This window comes from Marinobacter sp. (assembly GCF_044799475.1).
Classification (GTDB): domain Bacteria; phylum Pseudomonadota; class Gammaproteobacteria; order Pseudomonadales; family Oleiphilaceae; genus Marinobacter.
In genome coordinates, this window is the sequence record NZ_CP085217.1 from 681523 (window position 1) to 702153 (window position 20631).

Here is a 20631-nt window from a genome sequence, read left to right on the forward strand (position 1 = left end):
GGCATTGATATGCCAACTTGGGGCACATTGCGTCTACACAAAGAATGGAATCAACGGCGCGTCAATCCGTTGATAGAGAGGGTGAACCGGAGAGCCGTTCTTATTCTTACCAAAGCAATAGACCTTCGTTGGGTCACACACTTCGCGCAAGATCGCCTCTACCTCAGGACCACGTCCTGAATTGTGACCAGGATTTCCCCAGCTCACTACAACGATTCGTGCTCTGGCCACTATTTGCCGAATCCATTCATCGTTATCCGGAAGGCTTACCACCGCTGTTCTGGCCAAATCTGACGAGTAAGTGCCTCGAATGGACATGACATTAAGTTGGTAATACGCACCAACACCCCAGTGCTCTCGAGCTCGACGAACCATCCCATCTACAGTTGGATCGCCAACGTCCTCAGTTGCGCCAGATGGGTTCATGCTAATGCCGCAGGCATAGTCGTCTGGATTGCCCCAATACCGGAAGAGCGTGAAACGGTGGGTTCTGTCACAGCTAAAGACTGTCCGCTCCACGATGAGTAGATCGACCGACGCGTCAGGAAGCGGGGCTGCTGAGCCGATCGCTGCGGTTGAGAATTTGGACATCGATCTATCTCTTAGTCGACAGGTTGTAGTTAGATAACGGTGATGCCTAACGCTGTCAGCATGCGCGGCTACGGAATGGAGGCGAAGCCGCAATGTAGTAGGCGTCGCCGTGCCTGGCCTTGTTAGGTTTTCCCATTGCGGCACTTTGCCTGTAGCCGTTTGATTAACGCATTGAAGTTTATACCGAAACCCATAAAGTTAGGCTTCAGATCGACAATATCATTTGCCCCAGGCAAATTTTCTCTAGGCTCAAGCCGATCACTGTGCAAGTGAATAGCAAGCTCCGCGTGAACTGAAGCCACAGCCCGTCGAGCTGAGTTTTTAATCGCTACTTCGAACAGCGATGACGCAATATCGGTTCGATACGCCCGACCGTCAAACTTTAACCCGTATCGCCCAGCTGCCCGTTCAACACCTTCAAGAAATCCGTCAAAACGCTTGAGATATAGATCTTCCTCAAAATATTTTGAAACATGCTCTTTGGCGCGCTCCAACTCGTTGGAATTACGAAAGCCACCGGAGGTGCTTAGGATTCGCGAAATCTCAGAATTGAACCGCTTCTCTTTGCAGGATATGACAGCAGCCATGAGGTTTGCCGCTTTTTGAAAGTCGGGGACATGGAGCCTCCCGCCTTCGTACTTGATACCCGAATACAGGTTATTAACTACACCCCGAGTCTCGCTCTCGCAATCTTGGTCGATGAGAGCAAGCTTCGTTTTAATGAGCTTGTTTAGATCGGAATCGTGTTGCACCCGTTCTCCTGACAACCTAACGCCGCGCTCTGCAGCAGTTTTGGAGCGCAGCGGAAAAACTGTCCGGCAGCAGCGCCTGGTTATGTTGCTTTCTACCGCAGCCCGAATTCAGCAATTATCCCTGGCCTACTCGCAAGTAGTCGCTCCAAATGACTTTCTGCCCACATCTCAACTCTAAGAGCGCTGTCAGATTGATTGTGCTTTTCGACAATGGCAACCGCATCTGATGTAAACCTACCCGAGGTCGCAATAACGTGGACATCAACTCTAGGAGGCTCCCAAAGCTTCATCTGTTCTTTGAGGGTCGCAATGTCCGCTGGCCCCACGCTCTTAGACTGCCAATGTTTGCACTGAATGATGACTCTTTGCCTTAATGTGCCACCGAGTGCGTCTGAATGGACGCGATGTACTGAGAGGTCTCGCCCACGATCTGGGGCATTGGTTTTCATCAACCATTCAGGGTTTTCGTAACCACTCTCAGATGAAATTAGCGCAAAAATTAGACGCTCGAATTCTTCATCAGTAAGAATTTCCCATTTAAGCTTGGTTGCGACCGGGCCTCTCGGCTTTGCGCTTACCAAATCACCCAAATCTTCGACTTCTACTGGAACTGGCTCTGACTCGCCATACATCGATTTCCGTAGGCCCGCTTTTACGCTTGGCCAGTCGTGCTCGATAATGTCATGGAGGTCTCCCAACATTCCAAATTGCATGTGTCTGTGGAGGTCTTGCCAGCGCGCTGGCTTGGTTACGCTGCTGCCTAATAATGTCGCAACCTGGGCAACATTCGCCTTCAGCGCATCGAACTCTGGGTCGGCAACTTCCTCGTGCGACGGAACCTCATCGGTAAGCAGTTTCGCTAAACTGCGTAGGTTCGCATCGATAGCATCAATTAGTTCATTCAGAGCCTCCCGAATTAGCTCTCGCCGTTTTTGGTTAAATCGATAGCGATATTCCCTTAAGTTTCGTGATGGCTCCCCAATTTGCCGCTCAACAGAGACAATGCAACCAATTTCACCTAGCTCATGCGCATCTAGCCGGTTCTGTGCTATCTCATCTAAATCCATGAGGACTATTTCCGGCTTCCACCCATCAATCTTTGGCAGTGCTGTAAGCAAAGCGTCAATGTTTCTGCAGTTCGTTTCATAGTCCGGATTATCGCCGAACGATATTCCGCTAGGAATTCCAGCCTCAATCTCAGCCAGCAGTTTCTCGGCCTTAATGAGATTAGCCTCAACGGCCTCAAATTGCCGAAGGGCTGCATTTAATGGACTATCAGACATTCATCCTCCGAGGATGATAAAAGCAAAATAACCTTTGTATATGAGTCGCCACGGCCGCTTTCCACGCGACTCATATTTCCGACAAAAGATTATCCAAACTAGTCAGAAAATCCCCTCTGGTCAATCACTTCGGGTATTTCCTGCTTGCTTGTCCAGAGCGCAAACCGGTCACCAGGACTGATATCCCCGAAAAGGCAGGATTTCTCAAATAACTGATTTTGATTGGATAACCAGCGAAATCCAGAGCAATCCCCATATCATGGTCGCCACGACCGTTTTCAAATCCAGAAAACGCCCTTCACCAACAAACAGAAAACCCCGCCAAAGCGGGGGTTTCAGGTCACTCATTCAGTGCAATACTGGGTTTTTGCCATGGGCGTTGAGGCCTAACGCGTCGCTGCGACACATAAGAACCCCCTCAAACATTAACCCGAACCACATTCCAGACCACCAACCCAGCCATAACCAGAATAGAAATCCAGCTAAGCAGTATCCCCACCAGCCGTGCCTTGTGCGGCCCACCACGGCCCTTGTACATGCCCCAGGCGTGGAGCAGGCGGCTGGCGACGAAGGTGAGGCCTGTCCAGTAGACGAGCTGGGTGCTGACGCCGTTCAGTTCGCCCACCACCAGCAGGATGAGGGCGATGGGGGCGTATTCGGCGAGGTTGGCGTGGGCTCTTACGGCTGCCTCGAAGTCCCTGTCGTTGTTATGGCCGAAGCCCTTTTGGTGCTTCAGGCGAAAGAGGGATACCCGGTAGCCCAGCACGATAAACAGAACGGCGAGTACGCTGGCGAAGACTGCTGAAACGGGAGTGATCATTTACTGACTTCCTGTTGATAGAAAATAGTCGCTTGAGAAGTTTCTGCTGTGGATGAAGGGCAAGGCGCCCGGCGCGCAGCAAAGGAGACATACCTGCTGGTAGGCGAGTTTGCGAGCACCGGGCAACGCAGCCATTCGCCGCAGCAGGAACTTCTCAGTTCTTTTTGATTGCGCCGACTATCGCAAGTAATAAAACAGCCCCCACCGTGGCCGTCACCAGTTCCCCCACCGCGCCCTGGGCGGCAAGCCCAAGCAACCGGAAAACAAAGCCGCCGAGGATGGAGCCCACAATACCGATACCTATGTTGGCCAGTACGCCGAAGCCGCGGCCTTTCATGATCAGGCCGGCCAGCCAGCCGGCAACACCACCGATAATCAGGAACAGAATCAGGTTCATTGCAGCTTCTCCTTGCAGGTTTTAAAACAGTTATGGGCGGCAGTCGGGTAACTTCCCGCCCTTGCGATGGCAATGAGACTGCCCTGTTTTGTGGGGGCCTGCAAGCAGCCTGAAAAGCCTGGGGAAATAGCTCAGGTGGCCATGGCTTCGATGGCTTCGTGCATCTGGCCGTGGCATTTTGCGATCAGGTCGGGAATGTCGCCGTTGGTCATGCCTTCGGTCTCAACCGCGGGCAGTATCTGCACGGTGACAGGCTTGCGGCGACCCCAGGGGCCGGTGGTTTCATGGCCATAGGGGCTGGCGCACACCATGACGATGGGAGCGCCGGAGGCAATGGCGGAATAGAAGGCGCCCTTTTTGAAGCTCTGCAGGCCCCGGCCGCGACCTCGGGTGCCTTCCGGAAATACCCAGACGCTTTTGTGGTCTTTGGTGATGGCGTCGGAGGTCTGCTGCATCACCGCTATGGCCTTGTGGGAGCGGGAGCGGTCGATCATCACGTTGCCGCCGAGCCAGAACACCTGGCCGAAGAAGGGCACCCAGGCCAGAGCGGATTTGCCCACGGTGACGGTGCGGGGCGGCAGCAGGTCACCAAACACAAACAGGTCGTCGTTGTGCTGGTGGTTGGCAATGATGACGCAGGGGCGATTATGGGGCATGTTTTCGGCGCCCTGCAGCGGGCGCTCCATGCCCAGAATGAACCGGCCGGGCTTTGCCAGGCTGCGCGCCAGGATGCGGTTGTTTTCCGGGTTGAAGGGCCGCAGCAGGTAACCGATCAGGGCAACCATGGACACCAGGGGAACCAGCAGCCAGGCCAGCACCGTTCTTAACCTACCCATGACAGCGCTCCCTCTTTTTTTAGTGCAAATGGGCTTGATGGAGGTGGGGCTGGGAAACAGCGCGCAATTGTAAGCTAAAAGCCGGCGTCCGCCACATTTGCCCCGGGTGTTCCTACCAAGGGTAGTTCGGTCTGTGGCCTGGCTTCAACCAGATAGCGCAGAGGGCCGCTGGCGTCGAGGCTGTCAAAGGGGTAGCAGGTGACCAGCAGCAGGCTGTTGGGGGCCAGGGCATCCATGTCCAGAAATGCGCTGCGGCTGTCCACTATGCGGGTGCGGACCACCTCATAGCCTATCCAGTCGCCCCGGCGATCCTGCAGGCGCAGCGGGTCACCGGTTTTCAGGTCCGCCAGCGCGCGGAAGTGGGTGTCCCGGTGGCCGGCGATCACGGTGGCGCGAAAGCCGCCGGAGCCGGGCACCAGGCCCGGGCCAAAGGCCAGGCTTTCCCCGTGCACGCCATCCAGCACGATCAGTGGCTCGTTCAGGCCGGGGAGTTCCAGCTGTGCCACCGGCCAGGTGTCTGCCCAGGGCCAGGGACGGGCCGGCTGCTGGCGGGCCTGGCTTTCAGCCCAGGCCAGGGTTAGGAGTTCCTGCGCCATCCAGGCCTTGAGGGGCATCCACAGCCCTACCGTGAATAGAATACCGAAGGCCATGGTGAGGGTGAGCAGCAGGCGGTTCATTGGGCTTTGCTCCCTGCTGTGATCCTCGACCCCGCCAGCCTCCGCCGAAGTAGCAGGGCAAGGCTGACCAGAAACCCCATGAGGCCGGTGACCATGAACAGCGGTGCCGGTGTGGCTGTCTGGGGGTAGCGCAGCATGCCCGGGGTGCTGCCATCCGGCAGAAGGCTGGGGGTGGATTCGGATTCCAGGGTTTCATCCCCGGCACGCACGGGGGTTGTATCCACGGCGACAAAGCTGGTGTAACGGGTGACCAGCTGGTGCTCCAGCCCCAGTGCAGTCACTTCTTTTTGCACGTCTTCACCTGGAGTGCCGGCAAGGTCCTGGTCCATGAGGCTGCTGATTTTCTCGCTGGCCCAGTGCCGGTGAAGGCCTGTGCCAGCGGCAGCTTTGTCCAGCGCCAGGGTCTGCTGCCAGGGCTGGCCGTCCGGCAGCCGGCCAGCCAAAGTTACCTCGCCTACCGGCGGCCTGCCCCGGCTTACCTGCACCAGCGGCTCCCCCATGAACAGGTCGCCGGGCCGTTCCGGGAAGGTTTCCGGCTGGCCGGCCTGGTGTGACCAGTCCGCGGTCAGAGCTGTAAGCACGGGTGCCTGCATTTTGGCGAACAGTTCTTCCAGGGGTCTGGCAAGGGTGGCGAGGTCGCGGACGGCGGTGTGGGTGCCCCGGCCGAATCTGGCGGCTTCACGCATGAAGTGCATGTTGGGGGCAGAGCCTATGCCCACGGTGAACAGCCGGCTCTCGCCCAGCTGCCGGCGGATACTGTCGAACAGCGCCGCCTCATTGCCCACGGCGCCGTCGGTGATGAACACCACTTGGCGCACTCTTTCCCCTGCCCCACTCTCATCGTCAGGCTGATTTCCCAGGGCGGCATCCAGAGCCGGAGCCATTTCCGTGCCGCCCTCGGCCACCAGATGGCGGACATGGTAACGGGCCCGGCCCAGGTTGGTACTGTTGGCAAAGACGGGGGCTTCGAACAGGCTGTGGGTGGCATGGCTGAACTGTATGACGTTGAACCTGTCGTCCGGCCCCAGGGTGTCCAGCCCCCTTAACAGGGCTTCCCTGGCTTGGCGGATGGAAGCCCCCGCCATGGAACCGGAGGTATCGATCACGAAGATCAGCTCCCTTGGATGACTGGCGGCCTTGTCCAGCCCGGGCACCAGCAGGGTGAACAGGTAATCTTCGCCCTGCCACTGCTCATGGAACACCGCGGCGGAGGGCGCCTGGCCCAGCACCGGCGACCAGCGGATCACCAGGTCCCGGTCCATTGTGATGGCACCGGCCTGGGGTTCGACGGTCACGCTGTCGCCGTTCCAGGTGCTCTGCAGGGTGTGGCTGGGGCTGATCACCGAGGCGATGGGCAGGCCGGCGTTGATTTCCAGCCGCACACGGGCCTGGTGGCTGCCGTCTGCCAGGCCTTCCGGCTTCACGGTGAAAGGGCTGATGGCATCGGCGTCCGGCACCTGGTCGGTGGGCGCTGCCCAGCCGCCCTGCCACTGGGTAGGGGTATCCAGCTGCCGGCCGGGCATGTAGCGGGGCGTGAGGGTGGTGGGCAGGCGCAGCTGGAACTCGCCGGACTGGTAGTCCACCGCCTGCTGGTAGCGCAGCTCCACGGTTACCGCCTCCCCGGGCGGGATGTTGGCCAGCCGGGTGGTGAACAGGTTCGGGCGCTGCTGGTCCACCTTCGCCGTCTGGCGGCCTTCGGTCTTCGCCTGTTTGTATTCACGGTCCGCCTGGGCGCGGGTGCGGATCTCCCCTTCTATCACCCGCTCACCGGCAATCATTTTCAGGCCGTAGACACTGGCCTTCTCCGGCAGGGGAAATACATAGATGGCCTCCTGCCACTGCTGGCTGGTGTTCTCGAAGGTCTGGCGCAGCCGGGTGTCGGCGATCAGGCCACTGACGGTTACCAGGTAACCGGTGCTCAGCAGGTTGGCCGGGGTTTCCCTGTTGCCGGGGCGGGCCGCGTCGTCGCTGCTGTCGGATACAAAATGCAGGCGACCGGCTGTTTCGGCATACCCGGTGTCGGCCTGCCGGGCTTCGGCGTAGACGGAATGCAGCGCGAGAAACAGGATGACCAGCAGCCAGAGGCTGACGCCTTCCATGAAGGCCACAAGCCTGGGCCGGCTGCTGCTCTGGCTTCCGGTTCTGCGGCTGGCTGGCTTTGCTGTGTCGGAAAACGTGCTGGCCATGGGGCCTCCCTCCTGATGACTGTGATAACTGTGACGGCGGTCAGTTGATGAAGGTCATTACAGCGAAGGGAAACGACCATCCGGTGACGGAATCCGGCAGACTGGCGACAGAAAATGATGAATTGTGGCAAACGGCTCCCGGTTCCTTGCGATAGCGGCCAGCCGTGGTTAAATAGCGGTCGAATAGACCCAGCGGAATCAGCTATGAAACGGCACATTGCACTGATTGAAGACGAACCGGCGATCCGGGAGAACTACCGGGATGCCTTTGAGCGCCGGGGTTACCGGGTGTCCGCCTGGGGCGACCGGCAATCCGCCTTCGCCGCCCTGAAAACCGGCCTGCCGGACCTGGCGATTATTGATGTGGGGCTGGGGGATGAAATGGACGGCGGTTTTGACCTGTGCCGGGACCTGCGCCAGCTCTCCGCCACCCTGCCGATGATTTTCCTGACTGCGCGGGACAGCGATGCAGACTCAGTGCTGGGCCTGCGCCTGGGGGCGGATGACTATGTCACCAAGGATATGAGCATGGATCATCTGTTCGCCCGGATCACCGCCCTGCTGCGACGGGCCGATGCCTGGGCGGAGTCCAGCCGCCAGCCGGATGAGGTATTGCAGCGGGGTCGCCTGCAGCTGAATGTGGACCGCATGACGGTGGAATGGGATGCCAAGCCCATCGACCTGACGGTGACCGAGTTCTGGATGCTGCACTCCCTGGTTCATCACCCGGGCCATGTGCGCAACCGCACCCAGCTGATGGAAGCGGCCAACACGGTGCTGGACGACAATACGGTGACCTCCCACATCAAGCGCATCCGCCGCAAGTTCCAGCAGCTGGACCCGGAGTTCGATGGTATCCAGACCGCCTACGGTTTCGGCTACCGCTGGAACGCCCATGAGGCCTGATTCTTGAGCCTGAAACGCCAGCTGCTGCTGGCCAGCCTGCTGATGCTGCTCATTCCCTGGGCCGGCCTGCAGTTCGTGCTGGAGCTGGACGAAGCCCTGCGCACCCAAGCGCTGGAGCAGCTGCGGGCCCAGGCCAACCGCATGAGCGAAACCCTAGCAACCAGCCTGCCGCCAGCCGCGGACAACCGGGAGGTGATCTACGCCAGCACCCTCGCCCGCCCTCTCAACCTGGACGGCTACGGCGACGACTGGCCTGACTACGATGACGAATCACTAAACCCGGAACCGGAGAATGCCAGCTGGCAGCTGGCCGCCGACCGGTTCAACCTCTACCTGTTGCTGAGGGTTGTCAGCCCCTCCCCCGAGTATTTTGATCCAGGCGAGCCAGCGAAACCCCACGAGCACGTACGGCTTTACTGGAGCGAAGGCGATTCCATTCGTGAACGCGACATCCGCACCCCGGCGCCCGGCCCGGTGGTGGGCTGGCGCCCGGGTCGCAGGCCGGAAGCGGATTACGGTATCCGCGGGGTATGGCAGGCGACGGGCCGGGGCTACCAGCTGGAGATTCAACTGCCACGGCCAGATGAGGGCGAAGGGTTTGGTTTCCAGGTGCATCGGCCACAGCCCCAGCCCGGAAACACCGCCACAGGCACCATTCCCGTGGCTGGCATCGGCTCGCCCGCAGAACTGCCCCGGCTGATCGCCCGCATACCGGAGCTGGAAAGCCAGCTGGCCCAAGCCATGGTGCCGGGGCAGCAGGCCCTGGTGCTCAACCGGCAGGGCTGGGTACTGGCAAAACCGGCGGTACCGGCAGAAGACAGGCGGCCCGCCTTTGAAACCCTCGGGCCCATGGAGATCATTGAACAGATCAGCCTGAACGGCCTGCGGGCGCTGGTGAGCCATTTCCAGCCCAGCCCCCTGCGTCTGCCGGAGGTGACCGACAGGCTGGACCCGGCGGCACTGGCAGGCGGCGCCATTGTCCGCCACGGCGGCGGGCCGGCCCACCTGATGACCTGGCAGCAGCTGGATGACGGGCGTCATCTGGTGCTTGAGCAGTCCCTGGAGCAGATACTGGCGCTCTCCGGCGACGCCCTGGGCACGGTAATCAGCCGCACCAGTCTGCTGATCCTGGCTCTGATTCTCGCCCTGCTGGGTTATGCCAGCTGGCTGTCGTGGCGCATTACCCGGCTGCGGCAGGCGGTGCGGGCAAGTATCGATGAAGATGGCCGGGTGCTGGGGCCCATGGCGCCGGGATGGGCCCGTGACGAGCTGGGGGAGCTGTCCCGGCAGTTCAGCCAGATGGTGGACAATCTGCAGGGTTATACCCGCTATCTGGAAAGCTTTTCGCGACGGCTGTCCCATGAACTCAAGACCCCCGTGGCGGTGGTCCGCTCCTCCCTGGAGAATCTGTCCCAGGGCGTGGACCCGGCCAGCCGGGAGGCCTACATCCAGCGCGCCCACCAGGCCACCGACCGGCTCAGCCAGATTCTCCAGGGCATGAGCGAGGCGGCGCGGCTGGAGCAGAGCTTCGACAATGCCGAAAAGGAAGCCTTCGACCTGGCGGTGGTGGTCAGCCAGACAACCGAGGCCTACCAGGCCCTGTCACCGGACCACCGGATCCACTACCTGGGACCGGAATCGGGTATTACCGTCCATGGTTCGCCGGAGCTGATCGTGCAGCTGCTGGACAAGCTGGTGGACAATGCCCGGGATTTCACCCCGAAAGGCGGCCGGATTGAACTGCGGGTCAAACCCCTGGGGGAGCAGGTGGAGCTGGCGGTGTTCAATGAAGGTTCCAGCCTGCCATCCCATCTCACCAGTGAGATATTCAGCCCCTTTGTCTCCCTGCGCGGCGGCACGGACCAGGGCCACCTGGGCCAGGGCCTGCTGATCGTGCGGCTGATTGCCGAGCACCACCAGGGGTCGGTGCAGGCGGAAAACCTGGCCGCCGAAAACGGCGTTATTTTCCGGGTTCGGCTGCCACGGGTTGCTCCTGATTAGCCTGTAAAATCGCGCCCGGCGTTCTGCCGGTAAAACTGCTGGGCGGTTCGGCCGTTTCGGATGCCCCGGGCCGTCGCGAAGCGGATCGCTTCCCGATGCAGCCGCTCTCTGTGCTGTGCTTTTCCGCCGGCAACTTCCGGAAACAGCGCATCAATGGTCTGCAGGTAAAGCGGCTGGGAAAAGGCGTAAAAGGACAGCTGCAGGCCGAACCGGTCCGCCAGCGATACCTGCTCCTCGATGGCCTCCCCCGGATGCACTTCGCCTCCATGGGTTTCCATTTTCAGATTGTCCGCCATGGACTCCGGCATCAGGTGGCGGCGGTTGGAGGTGGCGTAGACCCGGACATTCTCCGGGGGCAGTTCCAGTGAGCCCTCCAGCACGCTCTTCAGACCCTTCCAGGACGACTCACCAGCCTCAAAGGACAGGTCATCGCAGTAGATGACAAAGCGGTAGGGCTCCTCTTCGATCTCATCGACAATCTCGGGCAGGTTCACCAGGTCGTCCCGGTCCACTTCGATCATGCGCAGCCCCGCGGCGGAATAGCGGTTGAGCAGGGCCTTGACCAGCGAGGACTTGCCCGTGCCCCTGGCACCCCATAGCAGGGTGTTGTTGGCTGGCAGGCCGGAGAGAAAACGCTCGGTGTTGTCTGCCAGGGCCGCCTGCTGGCGTTCGATGCCCTGGAGATCCTGCCACTGCACCGGATCAAGACGGCGGATGGGCCTCAGGCCCTGCCGGTGCCTGCGCCAGGCGGCCGCTGTGGTGGTTGACCAGTCAATGGGTGATACCGCTGTCATGGTGGGTCAAGTCCCTGTTGTGGAAAGTGTGGAAAGGCTGGAGCGGAGTTGCCGGAACAGGCCGGCCTGAAAGTCCTCATCCAGAAAATAGAAATGACCACGATCCGCCAGCCGGTGCAAGGTCGCCCGTGGCAGGTTGCGGGCCAGGTGTTCGCCAAAGGTCAGGGGCGTGAAGGGGTCGTCGGTGCCCTGATAGATGTCCACCGGCACTGTGACGTCAGCCAGCTCGAAACCCCAGCGGGTGAGTTCGTTCTCAAGGTCCCGGGCGATGGCCCTGCCGGAGCTGTGCAGGCAGGTCAGCTGGTCCCGGTGAAACAGTTTCCAGTGGGCGGGGTCCTGCAGCAGGGCGCGGTCGTGGTGGCTGATGAGCTTTTTCACCTGGGTGAGATAGGCCCCGGAGCGCCATCTGGCCAGCCGGGCAACACAGCCCACCACAAGGCGGAACACCGGCATGCCCAGGGCCAGCATCCGGGGACCTGGCCAGCCTGTGTCCAGAAACCAGCGATCAGGGGCGGAGTACTCGTTCAGATGGGTGTAGCTGGATAACAGCACCACCCGCTTTACCCGCTCCGGCATCCTGTGGGCGCAGGCAAGGCTGCGGGCACCGCCGCTGGACCAGCCCATGGCCACAAAACCGTCAAGGCCCAGCTGATCCGCCAGGGCCTGGGCATCCGCCGCGTGATCCAGCAGGGTTCGCCGCTTCTGGCGGGTCGAGAAGCCGATGCCAGGCCTGTCCATGGTGATGATGCGAAAACCCGCCCGGGCGGCCTGCTGGTGGAAGAACCCTGCCTCCAGCCGGGACCCTGGCATGCCGTGGGCAAACATCACCGGGTAACCGTCAGGGGCGCCGCAGTCGGCCCAGGCGATCCGGCGACCACTGGCGAGATCCAGGTAACGGTTGAAAAAAGGGCGCATGGGGCTGTCGAAATCCTTTTCCGGTTTTACAGATGTTGAGTTCCGGGTGTTGTGATGTCCCTGATCGTTCCGGTGTTTCTTAAAAGTACCATCTGATAAGCTTTCCCGCCTCGACAGGACGTCAATCTCTCAAAGGATCAGGAGGCGCAGGATGCGGCCCATTACACGGATTTTCATGGTTTTAGCAGGTGTACTGGTGGCCGGCCAGGCCTGGAGCACCATCTACCGCTGCGAGGCGGAACATCAGACAGTCTTTTCCGACAGCCCCTGTGGCGAAAACGCCACCGCCGTTTCTGTCGATCCGGTGCGAACCGGTGGCCGCCTGGACACTGGCACCGGCTTTCGTCACAAGGCCGCCCCTTCCAGCAAGGCCCGTTCCCGTTCACCCCGTTCCTCTTCATCCAGTGGCTGCGATGCCGGCTATATCCAGTCCACCGAACTGCGCCATCTGCGGGTAAAACAGCGGGTAAGACCCGGCATGAGTGCCGACCAGGTGCGTTACATTCTGGGGGCGCCGGAGCGTCGCGCCGGCCAGTGGTGGGTTTACGAGCGCCGGGGCGAGGAAACCGGGCGCTACCTGATCCGTTCCGGCTGCCTTGAACGCTGGCGCTGAGTTGCCTCAGGCCACAGCGCCCCCCGGCTGACGGGCAACGTAGACGGTGTTGGACGATTCCCGGTTCTGGAAGGGATTGAAGAAGGACACCACATGGGCGCTCACATCTTCGAACAGGTCTCCCAGAACGTCCATGAAGTCTTCATCCGGTGGATCATTCGACCACATGGCAAAGACACCGCCCGATTTCAGCTGGCGCGCCATAAGCCCCAGGTTTTCAGCGGTATAGAAACTGGCGTTGGATTCGTGCAGCAGCGCCCGGGGCGAGTGGTCTATATCCAGCAGGATGGCATCAAACAGGCGGCCGGGGTTGCGCTGGTCAAAGCCGGCAGACTCTTCCACCGCCAGGTCGAAGAAGCTGCCATGTACAAAGCGGCAGCGGGGGTCCTGGTTGAGAACCCGGCCCAGTGGGACCTTTTCCTGCTCATGCCACTGGATAACCGTGCTCAGGGCGTCCACCACCAGAAGCTCGCTCACCCGATCATGCTTAAGTGCGGCCTCGGCGGTATAGCCAAGACCCAGGCCGCCGACCACCACTCTGAGGTTGTCGCCGGCCACCGCCGCCAGCCCCAGATCCGCCAGCGCCACCTCGGCATCAACGAACATGCTGGACATGAGAAACTCTTCCCCCAGCTTCACTTCATAGATATCCCTGTCGCCAAGGGCGGGAATGCGTCGGCGGCGAAGGGAAATTTCCCCCAGTGGAGACGGCTGGGTATCGATTTCCTCGAACAAAAGCCCCATAGAACACCTGATCGGTAGCTGAAAGTCGTCGTATCCTACCAGATTCGAACTCACAATCCGGAGACTGACCATGTCCGAGCCCCTGCACGTTCTCTGCCCTCATTGCCACAAGACCAACCGGGTGCCCGCCGCCCGTCTGCCGGAAGGGCCCAGATGCGGGGCCTGTAAAAAAGGCCTGGTGGACGGTGATGTGGCGGAACTGGGCGATACGGCCCTGGAACACTTCACCGCCAAGTCAGATCTGCCGGTGCTGGTGGATTTCTGGGCCACCTGGTGCGGCCCCTGCAAGGCCATGGCACCGGAGTTCCGCAAGGCCGCCGTGCAGTGGCGGGGCAAGGTGGCCTTTGCCAAGGTCAACACTGAGCAGGCCCAGCAGTCATCCGCCCGCTTTGGCATACGCAGCATCCCCACTCTGATCCTGTTCCGGGGTGGCCGGGAGGTGGGTCGCCAGAGCGGCGCCATGTCAGCGGCCCAGCTGAACACCTGGCTGCAACAGCAGGTTCAGTGATGTTAGCCTTGATCCAGGAAGCCTCTGACATTTCGAAGACAGGTCACTGAAAAAGGAGATTGCCATGGCAGACCCCGTTCTTTTGATCACCGGCGCATCCTCGGGCATTGGCGCAGCCACCGCCCGGGCTGCTGCGAAAGAGGGCTACCGCGTAGTGCTGGCAGCCCGTTCGGAAGACAAACTTGAAGGCCTGAAAGAGGAGCTTGGCAGCGACCGGGCGATCAGTGTCCGCTGTGACGTGCAGAGCAGCGATGACCAGAAAGCGATGGTTGAAAAAGCGCTGGAGGCTTTTGGCCGGATTGATGCGGTGTTTGCCAATGCCGGTCGCGGAGGCTCACCTGGCGGCTTCAGCGGTGCCGACGCAGACACCTGGCGGGACATGATCCTGACCAATGTTTACGGCGTTGGCCTCACCCTGCAGCACTGTCTGCCGGCCCTGAAGGAGAGCCGGGGCCACCTGCTGATCACCGGTTCTGCCGCTGGCCGCACGACCATTCCCGGCTCCATGTACAGCGCCACCAAGTGGGCGGTTTCGGCAATAGGTTATGGCGTTCGGGAAGAGCTTCGGGGCACTGGCGTGCGGGTGACCCTGATTGAGCCTGGAATGGTGGACACGGCCTTTTTCGATCAGCCGCCTGAAACGGCGCTGAAACCGGAGGACGTTGCCAATGCGGTTGTCTACGCCCTGGCCCAGCCGGCCCACGTCGACGTAAATGAGATACTGGTGCGGCCTACGCCTCCGATTGGTGAAGGAAAGGACTGATGATCAACGAAGCAGGCGGACAGGTCTTTCCAGAACCGTCCGGAGATCAGCCATGCCAAAGTGGCTGATCATCGCCGGCCTGGTGCTCGTTGCACTGGGGGTGATTCTGCAGTTTGCTCCCTGGCTGCTCAACTGGTTTGGGCGGCTGCCGGGTGATATCCGGATCAGCTCGGAGAACACCCGGGTATTTATCCCGATCACGTCCATGATTCTGGTCAGTCTGCTGCTGACCATTGTGATTAATCTTTTTCAGCGGTAAGTAGCCTCAGCGCTCTTCACACCTCCCCTGAATCTGTTTCAGGGACACCAGCCTGTTCATGGACTCATACTGCATCAGGGTCGTTGGTTCTGCCGGTGGAGGCATTGGGTTCTGTCTGGGGGACTGGGCTCCTGACGGCGGAAAGCTGCGCACCGGCACGCTGATGACCGTGGGCACCTGGCGGGTAAATTCGGAACGGTCTGTCTCGACAAACCTCAGGGTATCCCGGTCCTTTTCCGTTACCTCGGCACAGGCATCCAGCGCCTGATGACGCATTTCGGGCCAGGACCTGCGGGCCGTATCCGTGAAGGTCAGGACAACGGTGTCCTCCCTCACGTCTGCCTCGTAACCCCGGATGCCATCCAGCGCCGGTGGTGTGCTCTGGCAGCCTGCAACAAGCACCAGGCCAGCCATGAGCGGTAGCAGTTTTTTTGTCATGAATTTTCCTCCATTGCCATTCCGTGGGTTAGGGTCAGTTCTGGCGCCAGGCCGGGTTACAGACCAAAGGGATAAGTATCAGGCGCCCCCGAGGTCCATTCGGAAACATGATCCAGGGGTTCAAGGGCATGGCTGGTATCGAAATGCAGCACCGCATCAAACTGGTCGGCCAGGTAGCAGTTGAAATAATGGCTTCGCCGTTCTGAAGCAGGCAGATACAGCACGCCGATGGCCCGCTCCAGCCGGGGTTCCCGGACAAATTCGGGCAGGCTTTCGTCCAGTTTCAGGAAAAATGCCGGTTCGCCGACTTCATGGAAGAGCGCTTCGTAACTGCCAGGCATGCCGGGCCTGACCTCCTTGTGCTCTACGATGCCGCCCCAGGAAGATGCGGCGGAAACTGTACCTGTGTAGGTGGTAAAACCGACCAGCAGCGAGCGGCTGCCATAGCGCTCCCGGGTCAGCTGGCCAACATTGAATTCGCCCCTGCTGCCCATGTCCGTGGCCCGGGCATCACCCAGATGGGAGTTGTGTTCCCATACCGCAATGCGGGCTTCCAGACCGTGAACCTGGTTGAGGTGGTTCGAAAGGGCTTCAAGGGTATCGCTCATGTGTTTGTCCCGGAGATTCCAGGTGCTGATCCGGCCAGTGAACATGGTGCGATAGTAACGCTCTGCATTGCGGATCAGGCGGGCGTTCTGCTCGGCCTGGAAGTGTTCGTCCTCGGACATCATGCCGCCCTTGCGGACGTATTCCATGGCACTGCCGCGGATGTTCATCAACTGCTTGACCACTTCGTTTTCACAGGAGGGCCGGCGGCCCAGCATCACGCCATAGCCATACTCCTGTTCATCGGAGGTGTGATCCAGGCAGTTGTAGCTTTCCCTGGCGGCCTTTGCGGCCTCGGGGTCAACCTTGTCCAGATATTCGAGCACGCTGTGAATGGACTCGTAAAGGCTGTACATGTCCAGGCCGTAGAACCCGACCTGGGTTTCCGGGCTGCAGCCTCTGTTGTAATCCCGCAGCCATTCGACAAATTCCACCATCACCGTGTTGCGCCACATCCAGAGGGGAAACCGGTGAAAATCACCCAGTGCCTCCTCGGCGGACTGGTCCTGCCCCAGCCCTCTCACATAACGGTTGATCCGGTAGGCCGAAGGCCAGTCGGCTTCCACCGCTATGGCGTTGAGACCCTGCTCGAGAATGAGCCGCTTGGTGATGTCGGCCCTGGCCCGGTAGAACTCGTGGGTGCCGTGTGTCGCCTCACCCATCAGGATGAAAGACCTGTCGGCACAGAGCTTCAACAGCTCGTCATAATCCCCTTTGCTTCCAGTAAGCGGTGTCACCGCCGCCCGCAATTCTTCCATTTGTCTGGTTGTCTCCGACAGTGCCATGAGAGCCTCCTGCGATCCTGATTGCCGTGACTGGTCAAAAGCCGCATTTCACATGTACTGAATATTAGATGGAGATCAGGAAACGGTTATTAAAGGGTGCTCCCCACCGGAGACTCCGCCGGACACCCCTGGCCGGAGCCAAGCCCTCGAGCGGCAGCCAGTATCTGCGCCGCCAACATACGGACATTCTCCTGCTGGGCGAGCACCAGGGCCTCCACCACCTGGCTTTGCTCCCCTGAAACGCCGGTTCGCAGCCGTGCGCTGCAGGAAAGCTGTTGCTTGCCGTTATTTCCGGAGCCGGTTAGCTGGTATCTGGCCTCCAGCCAGGCGTGTTTGCCCGGGACGGAATCAAAGCGTGTCACCTGGAGCCGAAGATTCACCCGGGGCGCTTCCTGACCTCCCGGACCAAAGCCGGCGACCAGGGCGCTGCGAAGCTCCTCCGCCAGACTCGCCCCCCACCAGTCCGAGGACAGCACCACCAGCCCGGACGCATCTTTTCTTACCACCAGTTCACTGCGGTCCACCTGGGCCGGCACCATGACACTGCTAATAACCAGATCGACGGCGCTTTCGTCCTCCATCTGCTGGCCCGGCTGGGGCATGAGGGTGTGAAACCGGACCTGGGGACTGCTGCAGGCTCCCAGAGCCAGTACTGCTGTCAGCACGAGCAGAACCCTGGCTGAAATCATGATGTTCCCTTTCGGCTGTTTCATGGTCTGAGATCCCTCCTGTCCTGTTGGTCCCGTCCCCGCAGCAGGGATTCCGGATGGCGGCGCAGATAATCGGAAAGCTGGCGCACCGATTTTGACATTTGCTCAACCTCGCTCAGCGCACGGTCAAGCTGCTCTCTTTCAGGGGAATCTTCGCCAAAGGCGTCAGCAGCGGATCCCAGGGCTTCGGAAGCTGTCGCAATAGCCTTGTTCAATCTGCCCGTCACTTCGTCAATTCCGCCCAGAGTGGTGAGGGTGGCTGGCAGCACGTCCTGGTTAACCTGTGTCAGGGTCTGTTTCAGTTCCGCGAGGCTGCCATCCAGGTTGTCAGCGATGCTTTTGAAGGGAACGTCGTTCAGGCGGTCCACAAGGTTGATGAGCTGGGACTGGGCCCGGTCAAGGCCGGTAGGCCGGGTCGGGATCATGATGACCCGCTCCCGGGAGTCCATGACTGCCGGTTTGGCATCCGGGTAGACTTCCAGCGCAACAAACAGCTGTCCCGTCAATAGATTGCTGGTGCGGGCCTCAGCACGAAGCCCCTGGGTTACGAGCCTTGAAAACAGCTCCCGGGCTGCAGCATCCCCTTCCTCCCGACCGGAAGACTGGAGCAGCTTCTGGTAAACATTGCCCATCAGGCGGGGGTATATGTTGGCCTCAACGATGACCGGAAAAGTGTTGTCACGGGCGTCGTAATCCAGGGTAATCCTGCTCACCTCACCGATCTTCTTGCCCATGAAAAAGACCGCAGCCCCGTCATCAAGCCCTCGCAGCGACTGACTGAACCGCATGCGGATCTTGCGGGAAGGCCCTTTATTGGGAGCGAGGGCTTCCTCACTGTCGCTGAACAGGGAAAAGCGCGAGTCCGCGGCCGCCGGGGCGTGCTTCCGCTGCTCCTCGGGTGGATCACCAAAGGCGAGGCCGCCGGTGACAAGGGCAACGAGGGACTGCATATCAACGTTGACCCCACCGGCACCGAGATCAAGTTCTATACCACTGGCATTCCAGAAGCGGGTGTTTTCCGTAACCAGATGATCATGGGGAGCGGAAACGAACACCTCGATATTGACGCTCTCACCTGAATCCGCCAGCTCATAGGACACGACCTCTCCCACGGGCACCTTGCGATAGTAAACCGGCGAACCCACACTCAGGGAGCCGAGGTCATCGGCCTCCACCCGGAAGCGGCTGCCCGCCTGGTCATAGATAATCTGCGGGGGCGATTCAAGTCCCTCAAAGCTTTCCGCCATAGTGGAAGAAACCCCTGGATCCGCCGCGATATACCCGCCGCTAAAAAGTGTCTCAAGTCCGGAGATCCCCGAGGCTCCAATCCGGGGCCGAACCACCCAGAACCGCGAGTCTTCGCGCGTGAAAGCCTCTCCACCCCGGTTAAGCTCAACGGTGGCAATCACACTCGAATTATCTTCACTCAGTTGCACCTCGGTGAGCCTGCCTATGGTCACATCCCGGTACTGCACGGGGGTTTTGCCTGCGGAAAGTCCGTCTGCGGTTTCAAACCGGATCTCAATGGACGGTCCTGTCTCCTGCCAGGCCCTGATCAGCATCGACAGACCCACCAGAGCAGCCACCAGTGGCACCAGCCACACCAGCGACACATGCCATCGCCGCCGCTGGATTTCAGGGGGGGCCGGTTTTTTTGCCTGCTCGTCATTCATTGGCGTTTCCTGTGTCCCAGATCAGTCGGGGGTCAAAACTCAGTGTGGCCATCATCGTCAGTATCACGACCAGGCCAAAATAAAGAATACCGGGTCGGGGCTCGATACCCCCGAGTGGCCCAAACTGGACCAGAGCCGTGAGCAGCCCGGCCACGAATACATCCAGCATGGACCAGTAGCCGATTAGCTCAAGGAGTCGATAAAGCTGGGTACGCTCCTTCCGGGAGCGGGTGCTGCCCCATTGCACGCTCACCAGAAGATAGCCCAGCGCCAGAAACTTGGTGACCGGCACGCCCACGCTGGCAGTGAAGATGATTACCGCAATGTCCCAGGACCCCTGCTGCCAGAGATCCACCACGCTCCCCAGTATTGTGGTTGTGGAGTCATGATGTATAGCGCTGGTCCGCATGATGGGCAGCACATTGGCAGGAATGTAAAGAATCATGGCGGCCAGCGTGAGAGCCCAGGTGCGGATGATGGCATTCGGCTTGCGGTAATGAATGCGAGCCCCGCAGCGGTCACAGTGCTGGGGGTCGCCTGTCACCGAAGAGGCGTATTTGCAGCGGTGACAGAGCCGCAGATTGAGCTGTTGTGCAGATGATGGCGTCATGACACCTGGTCCCAGAGCATCCGGACATCCCGCCCCGCCACGCCCACCATCAAAAGGCTGAGCACCCCCAGCGCAAACAGTCCCGCCGCCGGCGCCGTATCAATACGCCCTGTCAGTTTCACCACCGACACCAGAGCACCGAGCAGAAACACCTCCAGCATGCTCCAGGGCCGCAGGATCTCGAGCAGCCTCATGCAGGGCCGAAAACCTGGCGCGTGGCGCTGCTTTCGGGCAAAGGCGAGCAGCCACACCAGCAGCCCAACCTGGGTGGCAGGCACCAGTATGAGCGCGAAGGCTGATGCCATGCCCATCAGGCTGATAGGCCCGTCAAATAGAGCCAGAACAGCTTCGATCAGGGTGGCGGAACCTCTCTGCTCGCGCGTGTAGATGTGAAGAATGGGATAAAAACAGATAAACACCAGCAGCATGCCCGCTGCGGTGCTGAGTGCCAGCAGTTCCTCAACTCCAAGCCATGGGCGACGGTCCAGCAGGGCTCCGCAACGCTGGCAGTGAGCCCGCTCATGCGCTCCGAGTGCCTGGCGCTCATACACCGAATCGCAGTATTCACAGATGATCAGTTGGGCGGATTCGTTCATCCGGTCTGGTTTCCCTGTCCTTCAAGTCGGGCCCTGAAAGCCGTAAAGACGACGGATTGAGACCCTGATTCTGGCCAGGTTCCGGACATTGATCTACCCCTGCGCAGGCCACTGGCAGAAATAACTCGCGGTCATCTGGTACTTCGTATCTCGCCGGGCCTGAATTTC

At 60.3% G+C, this 20631-nt stretch carries 23 protein-coding genes; 6 read left to right on the top strand and 17 right to left on the bottom strand.

Annotation, left to right across the window (positions count from 1 at the left end; translation table 11 throughout):
* Positions 1-33 precede the first annotated feature (33 nt).
* From LG327_RS03145 to LG327_RS03180, 8 genes are all read right to left on the bottom strand, one after another.
* Positions 34-591 carry a DUF1643 domain-containing protein gene (locus LG327_RS03145; RefSeq protein WP_404365620.1) on the bottom strand — a complete coding sequence of 186 codons (558 nt, stop codon included), beginning with the start codon at positions 589-591 and terminating at the stop codon, positions 34-36.
* Positions 592-713: 122 nt separating this feature from the next.
* Complete coding sequence (locus tag LG327_RS03150; protein WP_404365623.1) at positions 714-1343, bottom strand: hypothetical protein; 630 nt, start codon at positions 1341-1343, stop codon at positions 714-716.
* A 92-nt stretch (positions 1344-1435) separates the two neighbouring features.
* Positions 1436-2626: a restriction endonuclease gene (locus LG327_RS03155; RefSeq protein ID WP_404365625.1), complete on the bottom strand. Its 1191-nt coding sequence runs from the start codon at positions 2624-2626 to the stop codon at positions 1436-1438.
* A gap of 418 nt (positions 2627-3044) precedes the next feature.
* Entirely contained in the window at positions 3045-3446 is a 402-nt protein-coding gene (locus LG327_RS03160; RefSeq protein WP_404365628.1) for an MAPEG family protein, read from the bottom strand.
* 154 nt (positions 3447-3600) lie between these two features.
* On the bottom strand, positions 3601-3843 hold the full coding sequence (locus tag LG327_RS03165; RefSeq protein WP_404365631.1) for a GlsB/YeaQ/YmgE family stress response membrane protein: 243 nt from the start codon (positions 3841-3843) through the stop codon (positions 3601-3603).
* A gap of 131 nt (positions 3844-3974) precedes the next feature.
* Positions 3975-4679, bottom strand: coding sequence for a lysophospholipid acyltransferase family protein (locus tag LG327_RS03170; RefSeq protein WP_404365634.1), 705 nt, complete (start codon positions 4677-4679; stop codon positions 3975-3977).
* A 74-nt stretch (positions 4680-4753) separates the two neighbouring features.
* The gene (locus tag LG327_RS03175) at positions 4754-5356 is read right to left on the bottom strand and encodes a class GN sortase (RefSeq protein ID WP_404365637.1); all 603 of its coding nucleotides are present in this window, start codon (positions 5354-5356) and stop codon (positions 4754-4756) included.
* A complete protein-coding gene (locus LG327_RS03180) occupies positions 5353-7542 on the bottom strand; it encodes a marine proteobacterial sortase target protein (RefSeq protein WP_404365639.1) in 2190 nt (729 codons plus the stop codon). Before LG327_RS03180 ends, LG327_RS03175 begins: the two co-directional genes overlap by 4 nt.
* Before the next feature lie 204 nt (positions 7543-7746).
* Here LG327_RS03180 and pdsR point away from each other — a divergent pair, with 204 nt between their 5' ends.
* Both pdsR and LG327_RS03190 read left to right on the top strand, forming a co-directional pair.
* The gene (pdsR, locus tag LG327_RS03185) at positions 7747-8448 is read left to right on the top strand and encodes a proteobacterial dedicated sortase system response regulator (RefSeq protein WP_404365642.1); all 702 of its coding nucleotides are present in this window, start codon (positions 7747-7749) and stop codon (positions 8446-8448) included.
* A 3-nt stretch (positions 8449-8451) separates the two neighbouring features.
* Entirely contained in the window at positions 8452-10449 is a 1998-nt protein-coding gene (locus tag LG327_RS03190; RefSeq protein ID WP_404365645.1) for an ATP-binding protein, read from the top strand.
* On the opposite strand, the gene LG327_RS03195 is transcribed toward LG327_RS03190, so the two are convergent.
* Together LG327_RS03195 and LG327_RS03200 are read right to left on the bottom strand one after the other, a co-directional pair.
* Positions 10446-11243, bottom strand: coding sequence for an ATP-binding protein (locus LG327_RS03195; RefSeq protein WP_404365648.1), 798 nt, complete (start codon positions 11241-11243; stop codon positions 10446-10448). The genes LG327_RS03190 and LG327_RS03195 overlap by 4 nt on opposite strands.
* A gap of 6 nt (positions 11244-11249) precedes the next feature.
* Positions 11250-12158: an alpha/beta fold hydrolase gene (locus LG327_RS03200; protein WP_404365650.1), complete on the bottom strand. Its 909-nt coding sequence runs from the start codon at positions 12156-12158 to the stop codon at positions 11250-11252.
* A 151-nt stretch (positions 12159-12309) separates the two neighbouring features.
* On the opposite strand from LG327_RS03200, the gene LG327_RS03205 reads away from it, so the two are divergent.
* Complete coding sequence (locus LG327_RS03205; RefSeq protein WP_404365653.1) at positions 12310-12771, top strand: hypothetical protein; 462 nt, start codon at positions 12310-12312, stop codon at positions 12769-12771.
* Between the two features lie 6 nt (positions 12772-12777).
* Here the strand turns inward: LG327_RS03205 and LG327_RS03210 are convergent, their stop codons facing one another.
* Positions 12778-13515, bottom strand: a complete 738-nt coding sequence (locus LG327_RS03210; RefSeq protein WP_404365656.1) for a spermidine synthase — start codon at positions 13513-13515, stop codon at positions 12778-12780.
* A 70-nt stretch (positions 13516-13585) separates the two neighbouring features.
* Between LG327_RS03210 and trxC the strand changes: the two genes are divergently transcribed.
* The 3 genes from trxC (at position 13586) to LG327_RS03225 (ending at position 15045) form a co-directional block, all read left to right on the top strand.
* Positions 13586-14023 carry a thioredoxin TrxC gene (gene trxC / locus LG327_RS03215; protein WP_404365659.1) on the top strand — a complete coding sequence of 146 codons (438 nt, stop codon included), beginning with the start codon at positions 13586-13588 and terminating at the stop codon, positions 14021-14023.
* A gap of 64 nt (positions 14024-14087) precedes the next feature.
* A complete protein-coding gene (locus tag LG327_RS03220; protein ID WP_404365662.1) occupies positions 14088-14786 on the top strand; it encodes an SDR family oxidoreductase in 699 nt (232 codons plus the stop codon).
* Between the two features lie 52 nt (positions 14787-14838).
* Positions 14839-15045, top strand: coding sequence for a DUF2905 domain-containing protein (locus LG327_RS03225; RefSeq protein WP_404365665.1), 207 nt, complete (start codon positions 14839-14841; stop codon positions 15043-15045).
* 6 nt (positions 15046-15051) lie between these two features.
* Here the strand turns inward: LG327_RS03225 and LG327_RS03230 are convergent, their stop codons facing one another.
* The 6 genes from LG327_RS03230 to LG327_RS03255 all read right to left on the bottom strand — a co-directional run bounded on the left by LG327_RS03230 (position 15052) and on the right by LG327_RS03255 (position 20463).
* The gene (locus tag LG327_RS03230) at positions 15052-15483 is read right to left on the bottom strand and encodes a hypothetical protein (RefSeq protein ID WP_404365668.1); all 432 of its coding nucleotides are present in this window, start codon (positions 15481-15483) and stop codon (positions 15052-15054) included.
* A gap of 56 nt (positions 15484-15539) precedes the next feature.
* Positions 15540-16874 carry an erythromycin esterase family protein gene (locus tag LG327_RS03235; RefSeq protein ID WP_404365671.1) on the bottom strand — a complete coding sequence of 445 codons (1335 nt, stop codon included), beginning with the start codon at positions 16872-16874 and terminating at the stop codon, positions 15540-15542.
* A gap of 89 nt (positions 16875-16963) precedes the next feature.
* Positions 16964-17587, bottom strand: coding sequence for a membrane integrity-associated transporter subunit PqiC (locus tag LG327_RS03240; protein WP_404365674.1), 624 nt, complete (start codon positions 17585-17587; stop codon positions 16964-16966).
* Positions 17584-19257: an intermembrane transport protein PqiB gene (locus LG327_RS03245; protein ID WP_404365676.1), complete on the bottom strand. Its 1674-nt coding sequence runs from the start codon at positions 19255-19257 to the stop codon at positions 17584-17586. The genes LG327_RS03240 and LG327_RS03245 overlap by 4 nt, the downstream gene beginning before the upstream one ends.
* Positions 19250-19867, bottom strand: coding sequence for a paraquat-inducible protein A (locus LG327_RS03250; protein WP_404365679.1), 618 nt, complete (start codon positions 19865-19867; stop codon positions 19250-19252). Before LG327_RS03250 ends, LG327_RS03245 begins: the two co-directional genes overlap by 8 nt.
* Complete coding sequence (locus tag LG327_RS03255) at positions 19864-20463, bottom strand: paraquat-inducible protein A (RefSeq protein ID WP_404365682.1); 600 nt, start codon at positions 20461-20463, stop codon at positions 19864-19866. The genes LG327_RS03250 and LG327_RS03255 overlap by 4 nt, the downstream gene beginning before the upstream one ends.
* Positions 20464-20631 lie beyond the last annotated feature (168 nt).

What these genes read in the sequence shown, in the direction of transcription:
- LG327_RS03145 (WP_404365620.1), bottom strand. Translation starts at nt 591, where the DNA reads ATGTCCAAATTCTCAACCGCAGCGATCGGCTCAGCAGCCCCGCTTCCT.
- LG327_RS03155 (WP_404365625.1), bottom strand. Translation starts at nt 2,626, where the DNA reads ATGTCTGATAGTCCATTAAATGCAGCCCTTCGGCAATTTGAGGCCGTT.
- LG327_RS03160 (WP_404365628.1), bottom strand. Translation starts at nt 3,446, where the DNA reads ATGATCACTCCCGTTTCAGCAGTCTTCGCCAGCGTACTCGCCGTTCTG.
- LG327_RS03165 (WP_404365631.1), bottom strand. Translation starts at nt 3,843, where the DNA reads ATGAACCTGATTCTGTTCCTGATTATCGGTGGTGTTGCCGGCTGGCTG.
- LG327_RS03170 (WP_404365634.1), bottom strand. Translation starts at nt 4,679, where the DNA reads ATGGGTAGGTTAAGAACGGTGCTGGCCTGGCTGCTGGTTCCCCTGGTG.
- LG327_RS03175 (WP_404365637.1), bottom strand. Translation starts at nt 5,356, where the DNA reads ATGAACCGCCTGCTGCTCACCCTCACCATGGCCTTCGGTATTCTATTC.
- LG327_RS03180 (WP_404365639.1), bottom strand. Translation starts at nt 7,542, where the DNA reads ATGGCCAGCACGTTTTCCGACACAGCAAAGCCAGCCAGCCGCAGAACC.
- pdsR (WP_404365642.1), top strand. Translation starts at nt 7,747, where the DNA reads ATGAAACGGCACATTGCACTGATTGAAGACGAACCGGCGATCCGGGAG.
- LG327_RS03195 (WP_404365648.1), bottom strand. Translation starts at nt 11,243, where the DNA reads ATGACAGCGGTATCACCCATTGACTGGTCAACCACCACAGCGGCCGCC.
- LG327_RS03200 (WP_404365650.1), bottom strand. Translation starts at nt 12,158, where the DNA reads ATGCGCCCTTTTTTCAACCGTTACCTGGATCTCGCCAGTGGTCGCCGG.
- LG327_RS03205 (WP_404365653.1), top strand. Translation starts at nt 12,310, where the DNA reads ATGCGGCCCATTACACGGATTTTCATGGTTTTAGCAGGTGTACTGGTG.
- LG327_RS03210 (WP_404365656.1), bottom strand. Translation starts at nt 13,515, where the DNA reads ATGGGGCTTTTGTTCGAGGAAATCGATACCCAGCCGTCTCCACTGGGG.
- trxC (WP_404365659.1), top strand. Translation starts at nt 13,586, where the DNA reads ATGTCCGAGCCCCTGCACGTTCTCTGCCCTCATTGCCACAAGACCAAC.
- LG327_RS03220 (WP_404365662.1), top strand. Translation starts at nt 14,088, where the DNA reads ATGGCAGACCCCGTTCTTTTGATCACCGGCGCATCCTCGGGCATTGGC.
- LG327_RS03225 (WP_404365665.1), top strand. Translation starts at nt 14,839, where the DNA reads ATGCCAAAGTGGCTGATCATCGCCGGCCTGGTGCTCGTTGCACTGGGG.
- LG327_RS03230 (WP_404365668.1), bottom strand. Translation starts at nt 15,483, where the DNA reads ATGACAAAAAAACTGCTACCGCTCATGGCTGGCCTGGTGCTTGTTGCA.
- LG327_RS03235 (WP_404365671.1), bottom strand. Translation starts at nt 16,874, where the DNA reads ATGGCACTGTCGGAGACAACCAGACAAATGGAAGAATTGCGGGCGGCG.
- LG327_RS03240 (WP_404365674.1), bottom strand. Translation starts at nt 17,587, where the DNA reads ATGAAACAGCCGAAAGGGAACATCATGATTTCAGCCAGGGTTCTGCTC.
- LG327_RS03245 (WP_404365676.1), bottom strand. Translation starts at nt 19,257, where the DNA reads ATGAATGACGAGCAGGCAAAAAAACCGGCCCCCCCTGAAATCCAGCGG.
- LG327_RS03250 (WP_404365679.1), bottom strand. Translation starts at nt 19,867, where the DNA reads ATGACGCCATCATCTGCACAACAGCTCAATCTGCGGCTCTGTCACCGC.
- LG327_RS03255 (WP_404365682.1), bottom strand. Translation starts at nt 20,463, where the DNA reads ATGAACGAATCCGCCCAACTGATCATCTGTGAATACTGCGATTCGGTG.